At 71.7% G+C, this 17,026-nt stretch carries 16 protein-coding genes and 1 pseudogene; 11 read left to right on the top strand and 6 right to left on the bottom strand.

Annotated features, from left to right (window positions below; genetic code table 11):
* The first annotated feature begins 20 nt into the window (after positions 1 to 20).
* A complete protein-coding gene (locus tag NUT86_RS37490) occupies positions 21 to 692 on the top strand; it encodes a class I SAM-dependent methyltransferase (protein ID WP_026170149.1) in 672 nt (223 codons plus the stop codon).
* A gap of 22 nt (positions 693 to 714) precedes the next feature.
* Here the strand turns inward: NUT86_RS37490 and NUT86_RS37485 are convergent, their stop codons facing one another.
* From NUT86_RS37485 to NUT86_RS37470, 4 genes are all read right to left on the bottom strand, one after another.
* Positions 715 to 1,086, bottom strand: coding sequence for a fic family toxin-antitoxin system, toxin component (locus NUT86_RS37485; RefSeq protein ID WP_159484380.1), 372 nt, complete (start codon positions 1,084 to 1,086; stop codon positions 715 to 717).
* A complete protein-coding gene (locus NUT86_RS37480; protein WP_159484382.1) occupies positions 1,083 to 1,355 on the bottom strand; it encodes a toxin-antitoxin system HicB family antitoxin in 273 nt (90 codons plus the stop codon). Before NUT86_RS37480 ends, NUT86_RS37485 begins: the two co-directional genes overlap by 4 nt.
* A gap of 136 nt (positions 1,356 to 1,491) precedes the next feature.
* On the bottom strand, positions 1,492 to 2,121 hold the full coding sequence (locus NUT86_RS37475) for a CAP domain-containing protein (RefSeq protein WP_266441331.1): 630 nt from the start codon (positions 2,119 to 2,121) through the stop codon (positions 1,492 to 1,494).
* 560 nt (positions 2,122 to 2,681) lie between these two features.
* Positions 2,682 to 4,163: a purine-cytosine permease family protein gene (locus NUT86_RS37470; protein ID WP_274739861.1), complete on the bottom strand. Its 1,482-nt coding sequence runs from the start codon at positions 4,161 to 4,163 to the stop codon at positions 2,682 to 2,684.
* 529 nt (positions 4,164 to 4,692) lie between these two features.
* Between NUT86_RS37470 and NUT86_RS37465 the strand changes: the two genes are divergently transcribed.
* Entirely contained in the window at positions 4,693 to 6,174 is a 1,482-nt protein-coding gene (locus tag NUT86_RS37465) for an APC family permease (protein WP_274739859.1), read from the top strand.
* Between the two features lie 12 nt (positions 6,175 to 6,186).
* Here NUT86_RS37465 and NUT86_RS37460 read toward each other — a convergent pair.
* Positions 6,187 to 6,870: pseudogene (locus tag NUT86_RS37460) on the bottom strand (multidrug resistance efflux transporter family protein); the annotation flags it as partial.
* Between the two features lie 338 nt (positions 6,871 to 7,208).
* Between NUT86_RS37460 and NUT86_RS37455 the strand changes: the two are divergent.
* The 5 genes from NUT86_RS37455 to NUT86_RS37435 all read left to right on the top strand — a co-directional run bounded on the left by NUT86_RS37455 (position 7,209) and on the right by NUT86_RS37435 (position 12,331).
* Positions 7,209 to 7,859: a GntR family transcriptional regulator gene (locus tag NUT86_RS37455; protein ID WP_274739857.1), complete on the top strand. Its 651-nt coding sequence runs from the start codon at positions 7,209 to 7,211 to the stop codon at positions 7,857 to 7,859.
* Positions 7,860 to 7,976: 117 nt separating this feature from the next.
* Positions 7,977 to 8,402 carry a GNAT family N-acetyltransferase gene (locus NUT86_RS37450; RefSeq protein WP_266441319.1) on the top strand — a complete coding sequence of 142 codons (426 nt, stop codon included), beginning with the start codon at positions 7,977 to 7,979 and terminating at the stop codon, positions 8,400 to 8,402.
* Between the two features lie 211 nt (positions 8,403 to 8,613).
* Positions 8,614 to 9,957, top strand: coding sequence for a hemolysin family protein (locus NUT86_RS37445; RefSeq protein ID WP_018092562.1), 1,344 nt, complete (start codon positions 8,614 to 8,616; stop codon positions 9,955 to 9,957).
* A complete protein-coding gene (locus tag NUT86_RS37440) occupies positions 9,954 to 10,973 on the top strand; it encodes a hemolysin family protein (RefSeq protein ID WP_018092561.1) in 1,020 nt (339 codons plus the stop codon). The genes NUT86_RS37445 and NUT86_RS37440 overlap by 4 nt, the downstream gene beginning before the upstream one ends.
* A 116-nt stretch (positions 10,974 to 11,089) precedes the next feature.
* Complete coding sequence (locus tag NUT86_RS37435) at positions 11,090 to 12,331, top strand: FAD-dependent oxidoreductase (protein WP_274739853.1); 1,242 nt, start codon at positions 11,090 to 11,092, stop codon at positions 12,329 to 12,331.
* Here NUT86_RS37435 and NUT86_RS37430 read toward each other — a convergent pair.
* Entirely contained in the window at positions 12,306 to 12,929 is a 624-nt protein-coding gene (locus NUT86_RS37430; protein WP_159484396.1) for a TetR/AcrR family transcriptional regulator, read from the bottom strand. The two genes, NUT86_RS37435 and NUT86_RS37430, sit on opposite strands and share 26 nt — an antisense overlap.
* 124 nt (positions 12,930 to 13,053) lie before the next feature.
* Between NUT86_RS37430 and NUT86_RS37425 the strand changes: the two genes are divergently transcribed.
* The 4 genes from NUT86_RS37425 (at position 13,054) to NUT86_RS37410 (ending at position 17,024) form a co-directional block, all read left to right on the top strand.
* The gene (locus NUT86_RS37425) at positions 13,054 to 13,854 is read left to right on the top strand and encodes an SGNH/GDSL hydrolase family protein (protein WP_274739851.1); all 801 of its coding nucleotides are present in this window, start codon (positions 13,054 to 13,056) and stop codon (positions 13,852 to 13,854) included.
* Positions 13,855 to 13,967: 113 nt separating this feature from the next.
* On the top strand, positions 13,968 to 15,401 hold the full coding sequence (gene purB, locus NUT86_RS37420; protein WP_159488768.1) for an adenylosuccinate lyase: 1,434 nt from the start codon (positions 13,968 to 13,970) through the stop codon (positions 15,399 to 15,401).
* A gap of 11 nt (positions 15,402 to 15,412) precedes the next feature.
* On the top strand, positions 15,413 to 15,970 hold the full coding sequence (gene mug, locus NUT86_RS37415; protein ID WP_262041210.1) for a G/U mismatch-specific DNA glycosylase: 558 nt from the start codon (positions 15,413 to 15,415) through the stop codon (positions 15,968 to 15,970).
* 175 nt (positions 15,971 to 16,145) lie between these two features.
* Positions 16,146 to 17,024, top strand: coding sequence for an alkaline phosphatase family protein (locus tag NUT86_RS37410; protein WP_446750848.1), 879 nt, complete (start codon positions 16,146 to 16,148; stop codon positions 17,022 to 17,024).
* Positions 17,025 to 17,026 lie beyond the last annotated feature (2 nt).

Genomic DNA, 17,026 nt, shown 5'->3' with positions numbered 1-17,026 from the left:
CGTCGGCGAAGGGGTCCGTCATGTGGCAGCGCAGAAGAGTTCCGCACGGCACGGTGCACCACCCGGTGTTCGCCCGGTTCTACGCGAGCTGCTGTGGTCCGGCCGCGGATGCGCGGGCGGGCGTGGCCGCGCTCCGGAAGGAGCTGCTGACGGGCACCACGGGCCGGGTCATCGAGGTCGGCGCGGGCACCGGGCTGAACTTCGCGCACTATCCGGGGACCGTCTCGGAGGTGGTGGCGATCGAGCCGGAGCCCACCTTGCGAGAGGTCGCCAGGTCGGCGGCGGCGCGTGCGGAGGTACCGGTGGATCTGGTGCCGGGCGTGGCGGAGGCGCTGCCGGTCAAGAGCGAAGCGTTCGACACCGCGGTGGCGTCGTTGGTGCTGTGTTCGGTGTACGAGGTGCAGCGGGCCCTGCTGGAGCTGCGGCGGGTGCTGCGGCCGGGCGGTGAGCTGCGGTTCTTCGAGCACGGGCGGGCCGCGGGGCGGGGTCTTGCGGCGGTGCAGTGGTCGCTGGACCGGACGGTCTGGCCGCTGCTGATGGGCGGCTGTCACACCGGCCGGGACCCGCTGGGCGAGATCCGCGCGGCCGGGTTCGAGGTGCTGCGGGTGCGCCGGCTGAAGGTTCCCGAGCGCGGTCCGACGCTGCCGACCTCGCCGGCGGTGCTGGGCACGGCGCGGCGGCCGGCCGACTGAGCGGCCCGCGCGGCGGCGGCCCTCACACCGTCCAGGTGCGCAGCTCGTCCGCGATGGCCCGGACGTCGGCCGTCCCGCTCTTGACGAGGCGGGCGAGGTCGCGGACCTGCTCGGGGGAAGTGGCGATCTTCAGACCACTGGCGACCAGGTAGCCGTAGGCGACGGCGGTCGCGAACATCGCATTCGCGCCCTCCAGCGCCGGTACCTGGAGCAGGAGTTGGAGCAGCGCGGCGGCGCGGTCCTGGGGTTCGGTGTAGACGGGCACACCGAATATCTCGGCTTCATGGCGGCTGACGGCGGCCACCAGGGCGCCCCAGTCGGTGACCTGGGGGTCTCCGGGGGTGTGCTGTTCGGCGATCAGGAGGAGCCAGGCGAGGTCGATGCGCAGCGTCACGTTGTGCCCGGCAGTCCTTCGCGGTCGGTGGTGCTCGGAGTGGCAGGGAGGCTGTCCGGTTGCCGACCGAATTCCTCGGCGAAGACGCGCTCGTACTGCTTCATGAAGTCGGAGGCGGCCTCGACGAAGGTCTGGCCGACCTCGCCGGCGTCCTTCAGGACGAGCTCCTCGATATAGCGGTTCATGCTCACTCCCCGCTGCAGAGCGCGCTCTCGCGCCGCTTCGGCAGTGGCTTCGTCCACCCGGACGTTCAGCTGCGTCTTCGCCACCCCTCAAAGCTAGCGCGCATCTGCTAGCAGCGGCAAGCGGCGAGGTGCGGAACGCTGCAGAGGTGTTCCGGAGGGGCGCCGCCCGCCCGGGTGCCCGTCTGCGCGGCATCGGGCGGGCGCCGTCCCGCGGCCCGGCTTACTTGTAGCCGAAGTCCTGGGTCCAGTAAGCCCGGTGCTTACCGCCCAGGGCGACACCTATGCCGGTGCCCTTGGACTTGCAGCCAAGGATGTTGGCCCGGTGGCCGGGGCTGTCCATCCAGGCGTCGAAGGCGCCCTGGGGCGTCGTCGGCCAGGCGTCGATGTTCTCCGCCGAGGCGTCCTGGTACCCCTGCGCCTCCATCCGCTCCTTGGGGCCCTTGCCGTCGGTGGAGGTGTGCGAGTAGTGGCTGTGGGCGGCCATGTCCTGGCTGTGCAGCCGGGCCGCCTTGTCCATGCGCGGGTCACGGTGCAGGGGGGCACAGCCGTGCTCGGCCCGTGCCTTGTTGACCAGGCGGTGAATTTCGGCCTCGTAGCGGTCGATCTTGCTGTTCCCCGACGTGGTCGCCTTCGGCGCGGGGGCGGAGGGCCGGCCGCTCGGCGTGGTGTCAGGGGTGGCGGTGTGCGAGGCCTGGGGGAAGGCTTCGTTGGCCGTCGCGTTGTCCTGGGAGTTGAACACGGCCAGCGATCCGCCGAGGACACCGGCGGCGGCCAGGATGCCGATCGGAATCATCCGGGCCCTGCGCCGGTGTGCGCCGCGGACCTCGCGCTTCGGCGATGAGAATTTCACGTTCAACTAAATCGTCTCCATGGGGGGATGCCGGAACGGAATGCGGCGGGCACACGGAAGGCGCCTGCCACTTCCCACAGGCAGTCCGGTGACCCGAACTGCCTTTCCGAGAACAGGGGTCACCGTAACAAAACAAGCCAGGGTCGATTCTCGGCCGAAGAGGCACCGTCACGCCCCGGACGCGGCCGGAATGACGCAACATGCCCGCCTTAAACCCCCTTTGAAAGCATGATGACGCCACGTCAGCCCTTCAGTCATCCCGGCCCGATCCGCAACCGCCCCTTCATGTAGGAGAGTTGAGGGAGTAATTGCGTATCGGCTCCCGCGAAGGGAGAGAAGTTCACCGCGGGCCCGCCTTCGGAAAACCATTCGTCACAAAGGGACTTGCACCGAAGAGCGGGTGATCGCCAGCAAATAGCCAGGAACTCCGGTAGAGTATTGCGTCGCCTTTTCACTGCGACCAGGGAAAGGGAATTTCGGCCCAGGCGCAGAATTTCTGCGCCTGCGATGCGCCTGCGAAGTGCGGGGCCGAAGCAGGGAATCGGGTTTGTCCGGCTCGCCTAACGGGTGTCCGCAAAGCCCCGTACGTCCTCCGGGTACAAGGGCCGGAGCGGATCGAGGATGCGGGCGGCCTGCTCGCGCATGCCGAGCACCGCGCCCCCCTCGCACCGCCGCAGCCGTGACCGCGCCCACAGGAAGTACAGCGGCGCGGTCACGGCCGGCCCGACGAGCCAGGACAGATCCGCGCCGCCGAAGTGCGCCGCCGGCGGCCCGGTGTACAGATCGCCGGCGAGGAACGGGATCTGGACGGCGATGCCCAAAACGTACGAGCCGAGCGCGACCGGGTCGAACCGCCTGTAGGGGGCGTCGTCCGGGTCGCAGAGCTCATCGGGGTCCTGGCTGCCGTGGCGCAGCAGCGAGAAGTCGACGAGGTTGATCGCGGCCCAGGGCACCAGCGCGGCCAGCAGCACCAGGACCAGATCGGCGAACCGCGTCACGAAGTCGCCGGCGAGACCGAGGGCGAGGGCCGGCCCGCAGGCCAGGACGAGTGCGGACACCGCACCGCGGACCCTCGGCCGGGGCTGCCAATGGGTCCGCAGGGTCTGCCCGATGGTGAGCGTCGCCTGCACCGCGCGGTAGAGGTTGAGCGCGTTGTGGTGGAGGACGCTGAAGAGGAAGAGCACCAGCAGCACCGGTCCGAACGACCCGGCCGCGCCGCCGATTCCGGCACCGGTGTCCGGACCGGGGCAGGCCGGGGCGACGGCCGCACCGGCCAGGAACGGCAGCAGGGAGCCCAGACAGGCGCCCCCGTACGTCGCCCAGAAGGTAGCGGTGGTGCGGACCGTCCCGGGCAGCGCACGCGAGCGGTCCGCGGCGTACGGGGCGAGAGCCGGCTGCCACAGGGCGCTGAGCGAGACGATCGCCAGCCAGCCGGCGAAGGTGAAACCGCCCCGGGTGAAGAAGTCCCCGGGCAGGCCATGGGTCACGGCCAGCGCGAGGCCGGCCACGAGGCCGAGGCCGAGGACCACCGCCGCCACCTTGTTGAGGGCGTGGATCAGACGGTGACCGATCAGGCAGAGCAGCGCGGAGCCGGCGGCGCCGAGCAGGATGCCCGCGCCGACCGGCAGGCCGGGCGTGAGGACGTGCAGCGACTTCCCGGCGAGCACGAGGTGGACGGCGAAGAACGTGACGTACAGGGCGGCCGCGAGGACCACGCCCGGCAGTGCGCCCAGCGAGCCGGACCGGGCCCGGCTCCGGATCAGCTGCGGCAGGCCGAACCGCGGGCCCGGCGCCCGGTGCGGCGCCATGAAGACCCCGCCGAGCAACTGCCCGACGAGCACCGCCAGTACGCCCGACCACAGCGGCTGATGGAACACCTGCACCGCCATCGCGCCGGTGACCAGCGCCAACGGGGCGATATGGGTACCGAACCCGAGGGTGAACAGATCACGGGTACACCCGTGCCGTGCGGGCTCCGGCACCTCGTCGACGGTGTGGTGTGCGACCGCGTCGGGCTGCGCGGCTCCGTGCCGATGGGTCACGGCGGCCTCCTCGGGGCTGGCCCGCGCGGGGTCGCGGGCTGGTGGGTACGGGACGGCCAACCGGCGGCGGGCAGCATGGAGCTGCCGCATGACCGGCGGGGCGGGGCGGCCGACGAGGGGGGCTGAACGGGAGTCTCGGGCACCCGGGCCATGAGGTCAATGACCAAGATCGGTCCTCCCCCGGATCTCCATTTCGGTGGGGGACGCGCGGCGCGAGGACGCGGTCCGCAACCGGCGGCCGGCGCACGAGGCGACGGACGCCGGCGGCCGGGCGGTGGTGGGTGCGGCCGACCGGTCGGTTGCCCGCCCAGGCGGACATTCCGGCTCCCCGCTCGGTCGGTCGTTCCGGCCCACCGGCCGGGCGCGGGCGGGCCGAGAGCCGGGCGCGGGCGGGCATCGCGGCGCGTGCCGCTGCCGTGGCTGCCGGAGCCGATGCCGCACGATGTGATCCGTCGCGGGCCCGGCCCCGGAGGGATCAGCGACGGACCGGACCGTTCGCGACCGCACCGGCCATCAGGAGGACCACGCCGTGTCCGTCCCCGCCCCCGTCCCGCATCTGCAGCGCAGTCTGCGGCGCTTCGACATCATGGCGATGGGCGTCGCCGCCGTGATCTCCTTCGATGTGATCGGGCAGATCGCCACCGGCGGCGGACAGGCCGTCATCTGGATCGCCGTCATCGCGGTGGCGTTCCTGGTGCCCTACGCCCTGGTGTTCGCCGAGACCGGAGCCGCGTTCCCGCAGGAAGGCGGGCCCTATGTCTGGGTGGAGGTGGCCTTCGGGCGGCCGGCGGCCGTGCTGACCACCATGTTCTATTGGGTCACCAATCCCGTCTGGCTCGGCGGTTCGCTGGTCTTCGTGGCCGCGGGGGCCTGGGACGGCTTCGTCCTCCCGCTCGGCTCGGGGACGGTGGCGGACTACGCCTTCAAGCTGGTCTTCATCTGGGCCGCGATTCTCACCGCGGTGGTCTCGCTGCGCCGCGGCAAATGGATCACCACGGCCGGCGCCGGGGCCAAGGTCCTGGCGCTGGCCTTCTTCACCGGTACGGCGGTGGCGTACGGGATCCAGCACGGCTTCCGCGGTCTGCAGGGCACCGGCTTCTCCCCCACCGGAGGGGGGTTTCTGGCGCTGGTGCCGGTGCTGCTGTTCGCGTTCGTCGGGTTCGAGGCGCCCAATGCGGCGGGCGACGAGATGCTCGCTCCGCAGCGCGATGTGCCGGTGGCGATCGGAGTGTCGGGGGCCATCGCCACCTGCTGCTATCTGCTGCCGGTACTGGCCATTCTCTCGGCCGCCCCGCCCGGCCGGGTCACCGGCGTCGGCGGCTTCATGGATGCCGCCCGGCTGGTCTTCGGGATCTACGGCGACTGGCGCGGGCCGCTGCTGACCTTTGTCGCGGTGCTGTTCGTGGTGGCGCTGCTGACCCAGGGCAGCGCCTGGATGATCGTCGCCGACCGGATGCAGGCGATGGCGGCCGCCGACGGCGGTTTCTTCAGCCGGGGCCTGGGCGCCTTCCATCCGCGGCTGGGCACTCCGGTCCGGATGAATCTGCTCTCCGGTGTCACCGCCACCGTGTTCATGGCCGCCGCGATGAACCTGGCGCGAGGAGACGCCTCGGCCGTCTTCGGGGTGGTGCTGACCGTCGCGATCACCACCCTGCTGCTGTCCTATCTGGCCGTGGTCCCCTCTCTGCTGGCGCTTCGGCTGCGCCACCGCGAGGTGCCCCGGCCCTACCGGGTCCCGTTCGGCACCCTCGGTTTCACCGTGGCGACGCTGCTCGTCTACGCCTGGATCGTGCTCGGCTCATGGGTGGCGCTTTTTCCCGGCACCCTGGAGCAGCTCTTCGGCATCCCGTACGACTTCCGGGCGGTCTGGGGCGTCTCCCGGGTCACCTTCGAGGCGTTCACCCTCGGCACCGTCGTCCTGCTGCTGATGATCGCCACCGCCGGGTATCTGACCCAGCGCATGCGCACCCAGTCCCAGGACGATGAGCGCGAGGCCCGCCCAGCCCGATAGCGCCGGTGCCGCGACGCCCACCACCAGCGCCTCGCCGAGCAGGGTGAACGGCACCTCGGCGGCCTGGGTGGCCTCGACGGCGCCCAGGGCGGCGGGGTGATGGCGCACCAGGTCGGTGGCGCGGAAGAAGAGGGTGGTGCCCACGACACCGGAGATCAGGGCGACGATCAGGCACTGCGTCAACTGGCCGCCGTCGGGCGGGCCTTGGGTCACCGTCGCGGTGGCTGCCATTACCAGCCACAGCGGGAGCGAGCCGATCGTCATCGCCAGGGTCCGCTGGACTCCGTCCAGGCCGTCGACCCCGAGGAGCCTGCGGTTGCCGAGCGGGTAGGCGACGGCGGCGACCGTGACCGGCAGCACCACCTGGAGGGCCGTGCCCAGGCCGGTGCCGCCGGCGTGCTGGAGCTGGGCGAGCGCCACGCCGACGACGATCAGCGCGGAGACCCCGAACGTACGCGGCGGAACCCGGCCGCCGCCGAGGGCCCCGAGCCCGATGCCGGCGACGATCACCAGCTGCCAGGTCGAGGCGACCAGCCAGCCGGCGCCCGCCTGGCCGGCCCAGGTGAGCGGCGCGTAGAAGAGCCCGAAGCCGACGGTCGACCAGAGCAGCCACGTCAGGGGGCGGGCGCGCAGGGTGCGCAGGACGCCGGGCAGCCCGCCGCGCACGGCCACCAGCGCCACCAGCGGGACGACCATGAACAGGAACCGCAGACTGGCGCTCCACATCCAGGAGCCGCCCAGCACGCTCATCCAGCGGTTGAGCACAAAGGTGGTGGCGAAGCAGGCGGCCGCGAGCAGGCCCAGGGCCATCGGGCCCGCCACACCGCCGGTGCCCCGGTGCGGCCCCGCGCCTCGCCGCGCGCGTATCCCTGTCCGTGTCGGCACCGCTTCTCCCTGTCGTGTATCGCCGTTACAGCGCCCTGGACATGCGTCCTGGCCTCTCGGTTCTTGAGAGAGGGGCGCATTGACATCTGAAATGTTAGTTGGCTTGGAGGGCGCTCCGACGCGCGGGGGCGGCCCTTAAGATCGGGGGCGTGACCGCACTGGAACCGGTGCCGAGAAGGCTGCTGCGCGACGAGGCGTACGACGCGCTGCTGGAGGCGATCGTCTCCGGCGAGCTGCCGCCCGGACAGAAACTCAATGACGCCGAGCTCGCCGAGCAGCTGGGGCTCTCCCGCGCCCCGGTACGGCAGGCGCTCGCCCGCCTCGCCGCGGAACGGCTGGTGGTGTCCAAGCCGCAGAGCTACACCCGGGTCGCCCCCGTCGTGGCCGAGGAGATCCGGGACGCGCTCGCCGTCGTCCAGGCGATGCACGCGCTCGCCGTACGCGAGGCGGTCCCCCGGATGACCGGTGAGCACCTCGACCGGATGCGGGCGGCCAACGCCGCCTTCGTCCGCGCACTGGACGCCGAGGACGCACTCGCCGCCATCGCCGCCGATGACGCGCTGCACGCCGTACCGATCGAGGTGTGCGGCAATGCGGCACTGGCCGAGACGGTCCGCCGCTACACCCCGCTGCTGCGCCGACCGGAGCGCCGTCGCTTCTCCAGCACCGCGGCGCGGGCCTCCGCCGAGCGGCACGACGCGCTGATCGCGGCCTGCGCGGCGGGCGAGACGGACGCCGCCGTGGCACTGTCGGGCGAGATCTGGGGCGGGCTCGACACGACGGACGAACCGGAGGCCTGAGGCAGCGGGGCCGTATGGCGCGGACCGCACAACTGCCGCCTCGCCCGCCGGTGTTCGAACGGATCATGATTCGGAATCCGGTCGACACCCCGCACCGCCCGGTGGTGGGATCCGGTCATGAGTGATCTTCACGTGCGGGCCGGAACGCCCGCCGATCTCGATGCCGTGCTGGCCTTCTGGAAGATCGCCGCCGAGGGCACCAGCATCAGCGATGACACCGACGGCGTGGCCCGGCTGGTGACCCGTGACCCCGAGTCGCTGCTGCTGGCCGAGCAGGGCGGTGAACTGGTGGGCACGGTGATAGCCGGTTTCGACGGCTGGCGGTGTCATCTCTACCGGCTGGCCGTCCACCCCGGACACCGCAGGCAGGGCATCGGCGGCGCACTGCTGGCGGCCGCCGAGGAGCGGTTCCGCGCGCTGGGCGGCCGGCGCGGTGACGCGATGGTGCTGGACCGCAATGAGCCGGCGCAGCATGCGTGGCGCGCGGCGGGTTACGCGCCCGAGCCGCAGTGGAGCCGCTGGGTCAAACACCTCGACGGCTGAGCGCGGCATCCGACACACGCAGAGCCCGCCCCTGCCCGGGGCGGGTTCTTTGTTCACCAGCGACTTTGCTGATCCTTTACCATAGTGTTCCCCTACTGCCGTGAAAGGTGTGTGAGCGTCCAGCCATGGGCGAGCCTCCCAGTTGTCGAGCGTCCTCCCGACAGAGCGCGAACCTCCCGATCCTGTTCGATCATGGGACGGAGGTGACTCGATGACCGACCTGCTCTTTCTGGGCGTGGCGCTCCTCCTGACCCTGGCCTGTGGTGTCTTCGTCGCGGCCGAGTTCTCGCTGACGACCGTCGAGCGCAGCGATCTCGAACGTGCCGCCGAGCGCGGCGAGCGGGGCGCGGACAGCGCCCTGAAGGCCGTCCGCGGTCTCACCTTCCAGCTCTCCGGGGCGCAGCTCGGCATCACCGTCACCGGCCTGGTCATCGGCATGCTGTCCAAACCGGCCATCGCCACTCTGCTGGCCGGACCGCTGGACGCGATGGGCCTGCCGCGCTCGGTGGCGGACTCGCTGGCCGTGGTTCTCGGTACGGCGATCTCCACGGTCGTCCTGATGGTCGTCGGCGAGCTGGTCCCGAAGAACTGGGCCATCTCCCACCCGCTGGGCGTCGCGAAGAAGGTGGCCACCGCCCAGCGCGGTTTCAGCGCCGCCTTCCGGCCGCTGATCCGGCATCTCAACAACACCGCCAACCGCACGGTCCGCCGGATGGGCCTGGAGCCCGCCGAGGAGCTGGCCTCGGCCCGCGGCCCGCAGGAGCTGGTGGCGCTGGCCCGGCACTCCGCCAAGGAGGGCGCACTGGAGCCCGACACCGCCGAGCTCTTCGTCCGCACCCTCAATCTCGCCGATCTGACCGCGGAGAACGTCATGACACCGCGGGTGCAGGTGATCGCGCTGGAGGTGCAGTCCACCGCGGAGGACGTGGCCAATGCGACCCGGGCGACCGGGCTGTCCCGCTTCCCCGTCTACCGCGGCAGCCTGGACAGCGTCGTCGGGGTGGCGCACATCAAGGACGTCCTGGCCGTCCCGGCCGAGCGCCGCCCCCGCCATCCGGTCTCCGAGCTGGTGCGCGAACCGCTGCTGGTCCCCACCACACTGACCGTGGACCGGCTGCTCGACCGGCTCTCCGGCAAGCGCACGATGGCCGTGGTCATCGACGAATACGGCGGCACGGCCGGCGTGGTGACGCTGGAGGACATCGTCGAGGAGGTGGTCGGCGAGGTCCGCGACGAACACGACCCGCTGGAGACCCCCGACCTGGCGCCGGCCGGCACCGACGCGGAGGGCCGCAAGGCCTACCAGGCCGACGGCGCCGCGCGCACCGACCAGCTGGAGCGGATCGGCCTGCGGCTCCCGGAGGGCCCGTACGAGACCCTGGCCGGCCTGATCGCCACCGAGCTCGGCCGGATACCGGAAGCCGGCGACACCCTGGAAGTGGCCGGCTGGTCGATGGATGTCCTGGACGCCACCGGCCACCGCGCGGCGCGGGTACTGCTGCACGCGCCGCTGCCGGGCAGCACCGACGAGCAGGAGAAGGAGGCCCGGCGATGACCGCGGTGCAGCTTTTCGTGGGTCTGCTGACGCTGGTCGTCAACGCCTTCTTCGTGGGCGCCGAGTTCGCGCTGATCTCGGTGCGCCGCAGCCAGATCGAGCCGTACGCCGAGCGCGGTGACCGCCGGGCGGCGAGCGTGATGTGGGGTCTGCAGCATGTCTCGGCACTTCTCGCGGCGGCCCAGCTGGGCATCACCCTGTGCACCCTGGTGCTGGGCGCGGTCGCCGAGCCCGCCATCGCCCACCTCCTGGAACCGGCGTTCCACGCGATGGGCATCTCGACCGCGCTGATCCACCCGATCTCGTTCGTGATCGCGCTGTCGCTGGCCACCTATCTGCACATGCTCTTCGGCGAGATGGTGCCGAAGAACGTCGCCCTGGCCGAGCCGGTGCGCAGCGCCCTGATACTCGGGCCGCCCCTGGTCGCCCTGACCCGGACGCTGCGCCCGGCGATCTTCGCGATCAATGCGCTCGCCAACGGGCTGCTCAAGCTGCTGCGGGTGGAGACCAGGGACGAGGTGGCCGCGACGTTCTCGGACGACCAGCTCGCGAAGATGGTCGAGGATTCCCGGGCGGCCGGTCTGCTCGACGAACGGGCGAAGGAGCGGCTGCGCGACGCGCTGGAGCTGGGCCGCCGCCCGGTCAGGGACGTGGTGCTGCCGGTCGAGAAGGTCGTCTCCGCACAGATGGGGATCACCCCCGAGGGGCTGGAACGGCTCGCCGCCGAGTCCGGCTTCTCCCGCTTCCCCGTGGTCGACGACACCCAGCGCATCCTCGGCTATCTGCACGTCAAGGACGCCCTGGACGCCAGCCCCCGCACGCTGCCGTTCCCGGTCTCCGCGCTGCGCCCGATCGCCCGTGTGAAGGCCTCGACGCCGCTGGACGACGTGCTGACGGCGATGCGCGGATCCAGTACGCATCTGGCCGCGGTGATCGGCGACGACGGGCGGCTGGCCGGGCTGGTGACGATGGAGGACGTGCTCCGGGAGCTGGTGCTGCAACGCCCCGTGGCCTGACGAGGGGGGCGGTGCCCCACGACGCCTGACCGATCGGTTAGATTGCTGACCGATCGGTCAGGGCTTTGCTTCCCCGCCGGTCGCCATCGCATGCGTAGCGAGGAGGGGGCACACACATGGACCGCACAACGTGCTGCATCGTGGGCGGGGGACCCGCCGGGATGATGCTCGGACTGCTGCTGGCCCGGGCCGGCATCGAGGTGACCGTGCTGGAGAAGCACGGAGACTTCCTGCGGGACTTCCGCGGGGACACCGTCCATCCGTCGACCCTGCGACTGCTGGACGAACTCGGCCTCGGCGAGGCCTTCGCACGGCTGCCGTTCGCCAAGCTGGAGGAGATGCGGGCGCAGATCGGCGGCACCACGGTCGTGCTGGGCGATATGCGGCGCCTCCCCGGCCGGCACAAGTACTTCGCCATGGTCCCGCAGTGGGACTTCCTCGATCTGCTCGCGGGCGCGGCCGCCGAGGAGCCGAACTTCACCCTGCGGATGCGCACCAGGGTCACCGGGCTGCGCACGAGGGGCGACCGGGTCACGGGGGTGCGGTTCCTCGACGAGGACGGCACCCCCCGCGAGCTCGCCGCCTCCCTGACGGTTGCCTGCGACGGCCGGGACTCGGTGGTGCGGCAGGCCGCCGGGCTGCGACAGCAGCTGTTCGAGGTGCCGATGGACGTCTGGCAGGTGCGGGTGGACGCCCCGGCCGACAGCCTCAAGAGCGGCCGGGTCTTCGCTCACTTCGGCGGCGGCCAGGTCGCGGTCACCATGGACCGCGGCACGTACTACCAGACCTCCTATCTGATCGAGAAGGGCCGGGACGCGGAGCTGCGCGCCCGGGACATCCAGTGGCTGCGGGACCGGCTCGGGGCGCTGTTCGGCTGGGACGACGCGGTGACCGGCGCGATCGCCTCGTGGGACGACGTCAAGCTGCTGGAGGTCACCTTCGGCCGGCTGCGGCGCTGGCACCGGCACGGTCTGCTGTGCATCGGGGACGCGGCGCACACCATGTCGCCGGTCGGCGGCGTGGGGGTCAATCTCGCGCTCCAGGACGCGGTGGCGGCGGCCCGGATCCTGGCGGAGCCACTGCGCCGGGGCACGGTCGGAGTGGCCGATCTGGCGCGGGTGCAGAAGCGGCGGGAGCTGCCGATGACCGTGGTGCAGAGGTCCCAGCAGGCCGAGCACACGATGATCCGCTCCGCGCTGGCCGGCACGCTCGACGGCGACCGGCTGCCGGTGCCGGTGCGGCTGCTGCGGCGGGTGCCGCCCCTGCGGACCGTGGCGGGCTATCTGGGCGGGTTCGGCATACGCCCCGAGCGTGCCCCCGCCTTCGCCCGGGTCAGCTCCGCCGCTCGATCGCGTTGAGGGTGAACTCCTCCAGCTCCGCGGCCGCGGCGTCCAGATCGAGTTCGGGGTGGGCCAGCCAGTGCGCGATCACTCCGTCGATCGCACCGCCGATCGCCAGGGCGACGGTCCGCGGGTCGAACTCCCGCAGCACGCCCGCCTTCTGACCCTCCGTCAGCAGATCGGCGAGGCCCTGCCACCGGCCGTGGGTGTCATGCGAGCCCGGCGTCTTGAGCCGGGTCCCGCCCTCGTCGTCGAGCAGCATCTCGGTGATCACCCGGACCTGGCGGCGGTTGGCCTGCTGGTAACCGATCATCGCCCGTACGTAGGCGACGATCGCGTCCCGCGGGCCGGCCGCCCGCGCCAGTCGCTCGGTGACGTAGGCGCTGAACTGCTCCATCACCTGCTCCAGCGCCGCCCGGGTGAGCTTGTCCTTCGAGGAGAAGTGGTAGAGCACCGCGGCCTTGGACAGCCCGGCCCGCTCGGCGATCGCCGACAGCGAGGTCGCGGGGTACCCCCGGGTGGAGATCACGTCGATGGTGGCGTCGATGAGCTGCTCGCGGCGGGCCCGTTCGGTGAACGTCGGCTCGTCGGGGCCGTCACCCCGGCGGGGAGTCATCGCGCGGCCACCTGCCTCTTCCCTCGCCGTCCGGACGCCACCAGACCGTACACCGCGGGCGACTGCCGCATCCCGCGGGACCGGGCATACCGCGCGGTACGGCGAGCGGTAGGATCACCGCGCCATGGAGATGAATGCCCGTTACACCAGTTTCGTCGCGGTCGGCGACAGCTTCACCGAGGGAATGTCGGACGCCCTGCCGGACGGCTCGTACCGCGGCTGGGCCGATCTGCTCGCCGCCCGGCTGGCGGCAGCGGCCCGGCCGCCGTCCGGGGAACCCGCCGCCGCACCGGGCTTCCGCTACGCCAATCTCGCGGTGCGCGGCAAGCTCATCGGGCAGATCGCCGACGAGCAGTGCGGGCCGGCGGCCGCGATGGGCGCCGATCTGGTGACGCTGGTCGGCGGGCTCAACGACGTCCTGCGGCCCAAGTGCGAAGTGGCCCAGGTGTGCGCCCGGTTCGAGGACGCCGCCGGGCAGCTGGCCAAGGGCGGCGGGCAGCTGGTGCTGATGCGCAGCCCGGGGCGGCAGGGCCCGGTGCTGGAGCGCTTCCGGCCGCGCATGGAGCAGCTGTTCGCGCGGATCGACGAGGTGGCCGCGCGGCACGGTGCGGTGGTCGTGGATCTGTACGGGTCGCGGGCGCTGTCCGACCCGCGGCTGTGGGCCGACGACCGGCTGCATCTGAACGCCGAGGGGCACCGCCGGGTCGCGGAGGCCGTCTGGCAGGCACTCGGGCTGGCCGCCGAGTCGGACTGGGACGCGCCGCTGCCGGCCGCCGCACCGCCGGGCTGGGGTGCACGGCGCGCCGCGGATCTGCGGTTCGCGCGCGAGCATCTGGTGCCGTGGACGGTCCGCCGGCTCACCGGCCGGTCCTCGGGCGACGGCCGCCCGGCCAAGCGCCCCGAACTGCTGCCGTACGAGGACTGACACCCGGCGTCGCCGGGCTCCGGAGCCTCGGGCCTCGGCTTGGAGGAACCTACAGCCGGGACCGGGGCGCTGGCCTGCGCAAACCGCCAGTAGACTCTGACCACGTGACTGCTGTGTCTGCGAAGCCTCGCATCCCCAATGTCCTGGCCGGCCGCTACGCCTCCGCGGAGCTGGCCGTGCTGTGGTCCCCCGAATACAAGGTCAAGCTGGAGCGGAAGCTGTGGCTTGCCGTGCTGCGTGCACAGAAGGACCTGGGGGTGGAGGTCCCCGAGCAGGCGCTGGCCGACTACGAGCGGGTCCTGGACACCGTCGACCTGGCCTCCATCGCCGAGCGCGAGAAGGTCACCCGGCACGACGTCAAGGCCCGTATCGAGGAGTTCAACGCCCTCGCCGGCCATGAGCAGGTCCACAAGGGCATGACCTCCCGTGACCTGACGGAGAACGTCGAGCAGCTGCAGGTGCGGCTGTCGCTGGAGCTGATGCGGGACCGTACGGTCGCCGTGCTGGCGCGCCTGGGCTCGCTGGCCGCCCAGAATGCCGAGCTGGTCCTCGCGGGCCGCTCGCACAATGTCGCGGCGCAGGCCACGACGCTGGGCAAGCGCTTCGCGACCGCGGCGGACGAGCTGCTGGTCGCGTACGGCCGGGTGGAGGACCTGCTCACCCGCTACCCGCTGCGCGGTATCAAGGGCCCCGTCGGCACCGCCCAGGACATGCTCGACCTGCTGGGCGGGGACGCCGCCAAGCTCGCCGAGCTGGAGCAGCGGATCGCCGCGCACCTCGGCTTCGGCCAGGCCTTCACCTCCGTCGGCCAGGTCTACCCGCGCTCGCTCGACTACGACGTGGTGACCTCGCTGGTGCAGCTGGCCGCCGCCCCCTCCTCGCTGGCCAAGACCATCCGGCTGATGGCCGGGCACGAGCTGGTCACCGAGGGCTTCAAGCCCGGCCAGGTCGGCTCCTCGGCGATGCCGCACAAGATGAACACCCGCTCCTGCGAGCGCGTCAACGGCCTCATGGTGATCCTGCGCGGCTATGCCTCGATGGCCGGTGAGCTCTCCGGTGACCAGTGGAACGAGGGCGATGTGTCCTGCTCCGTGGTGCGCCGGGTCGCCCTGCCGGACTCCTTCTTCGCGCTGGACGGCCTGCTGGAGACGTTCCTGACCGTGCTCGACGAGTTCGGCGCCTTCCCCGCCGTCGTCGCCCGCGAGCTGGACCGCTATCTGCCGTTCCTCGCCACGACGAAGGTGCTGATGGGTGCCGTGCGCGCCGGTGTGGGCCGCGAGGAGGCGCACGAGGCGATCAAGGAGAACGCGGTCGCGTCGGCGCTGGCCATGCGGGAGCAGGGCGCGGAGCGCAACGAGCTGCTGGACAAGCTCGCCGCGGATGCGCGGATCCCGCTGGACAAGGCGCAGCTGGACGCCCTGATGGCGGACAAGCTCTCCTTCACCGGCGCGGCGGCCGACCAGGTGGCGGCCGTCGTCGCCCGGATCGAGGAGATCACCAAGCAGCACCCGGAGGCCGCGGCGTACACCCCCGGCTCGATCCTCTGACGCGAGGGCCCATGGGCTTCACCCCCGAAGAGCTGGCAGCCGCTCGCGACCGCGTCGTCCCGGACGTGGCCGCGAGCGGCCTGCGGGTGCTCTTCTGCGGCATCAACCCCGGGCTGATGACGGCGGCCACCGGCCACCACTTCGCCCGGCCCGGCAACCGCTTCTGGCCGGTTCTGCATGCCGCCGGTTTCACGCCGCGCCAGTTCCGGCCCGCCGAGCAGGAGGAGTTGCTCGCCCACGGCCTCGGCATCACCAATGTCGTGGCGCGGGCGACGGCCAAGGCCGACGAGCTGACCGCGCAGGAGTACCGCGAGGGCGGCCGGCTGCTGGCCGAGAAGGTGGCGCGGCTGCGCCCCCGCTGGCTCGCCGTCGCCGGTGTCACGGCGTACCGCGTCGCCTTCGACGACAAGAAGGCGGCGATCGGGCCGCAGCAGCGCATGCTGGGCGACACCCGCCTCTGGGCCCTGCCCAACCCCAGCGGTCTGAACGCCCATTGGACGGTGGCGGCCATGGCGGAGGAGTACGGACGGCTGCGCGCCGCGGCGTTCGCGGAGGACGACGGCGCATAAGGGCGGCGCATAAGGCCGTCCACCGTTCGGCCGGCCGTCATCTTGAAGGCATGTACATGGCTACCGGACGGTTCTACTCTGACGCCGCCCGTGCACTCCCCCACTCCCCACGGAGACTGCCGTGCCTGCCACGTCCGCGTCCCCTTCCGCCGCCGTGTCCCCCTCCTCCCACCGCATCCGCCGCTCACGCCGCCGCAAAGTCACCGCGCTCGCCGCGGCGTTCGGCCTGGCCACCGCCGGTCTCGGCATCTGGGCCGGCAACGGCTTCGGCGCCGAGCCCGCCGCGGCCGCCGTGCCCACCCCCGACCATGTGGTCGTGGTGGTCTTCGAGAACCACGCCTACAACCAGGTGATGGGCAGTTCCAGCGCCCCGTACATCAACTCCCTGGCCTCCGGCGGCGCCAGCCTGAAGGCCTCCTACGCCGAGACCCACCCCAGCCAGCCCAACTACTACGCCCTCTTCTCCGGCGACACCCAGGGGGTCACCGACGACAGCTGCGTCGACCCGGGGTTCAGCGACGCCCCCAACCTCGCCTCCGAGCTGACGGCGGCCGGCAAGTCCTGGGCGAGCTACAACGAGTCGCTGCCGTCCGAGGGCTCGACCACCTGCAAGAGCGGCAAGTACGCGCAGAAGCACAACCCGTGGTTCGGCTTCAGCAACGTCTCCACCGGCTCGGCGCACACCCTCGACGCGTTCCCCTCCGACTTCTCCAAGCTGCCCACCGTCTCGTTCGTCGTGCCGAACCTGTGCAGCGATATGCACGACTGCTCGGTCTCCACGGGTGACACCTGGCTGAAGAACCACCTCAAGAGCTACGCCGACTGGGCCAGGACCCACAACAGTCTGCTGCTGCTCACCTTCGACGAGGACAACCGGCTCAGCGGCAACCGCATCCCGACCGTGCTGTACGGCCAGCCCGTGCAGGCCGGTTCCACCTCGGACACCACCTACAACCACTACGACGTGCTGCGCACGCTTGAGGACATGTACGGCACCTCGCACGCGGGCCATTCCGCCGACGCCAAGGACATCAGCGGTATCTGGGCCGGCTGACC

The sequence above is a fragment of the Streptomyces sp. G7(2002) genome, assembly GCF_028870195.1.
GTDB classification, from domain to species: domain Bacteria; phylum Actinomycetota; class Actinomycetes; order Streptomycetales; family Streptomycetaceae; genus Streptomyces; species Streptomyces nigrescens.
The sequence above is the reverse complement of the archived record's forward strand: the minus strand, read 5'-3'. Positions and strand labels throughout refer to the sequence as shown.

Coding starts and splice junctions, on each gene's coding strand:
- NUT86_RS37440 (WP_018092561.1), top strand. CDS start 9,954: ATGACCGCGGTGCAGCTTTTCGTGGGTCTGCTGACGCTGGTCGTCAAC.
- NUT86_RS37450 (WP_266441319.1), top strand. CDS start 7,977: ATGAGTGATCTTCACGTGCGGGCCGGAACGCCCGCCGATCTCGATGCC.
- NUT86_RS37490 (WP_026170149.1), top strand. CDS start 21: ATGTGGCAGCGCAGAAGAGTTCCGCACGGCACGGTGCACCACCCGGTG.
- NUT86_RS37445 (WP_018092562.1), top strand. CDS start 8,614: ATGACCGACCTGCTCTTTCTGGGCGTGGCGCTCCTCCTGACCCTGGCC.
- NUT86_RS37425 (WP_274739851.1), top strand. CDS start 13,054: ATGGAGATGAATGCCCGTTACACCAGTTTCGTCGCGGTCGGCGACAGC.
- mug (WP_262041210.1), top strand. CDS start 15,413: ATGGGCTTCACCCCCGAAGAGCTGGCAGCCGCTCGCGACCGCGTCGTC.
- NUT86_RS37435 (WP_274739853.1), top strand. CDS start 11,090: ATGGACCGCACAACGTGCTGCATCGTGGGCGGGGGACCCGCCGGGATG.
- NUT86_RS37430 (WP_159484396.1), bottom strand. CDS start 12,929: ATGACTCCCCGCCGGGGTGACGGCCCCGACGAGCCGACGTTCACCGAA.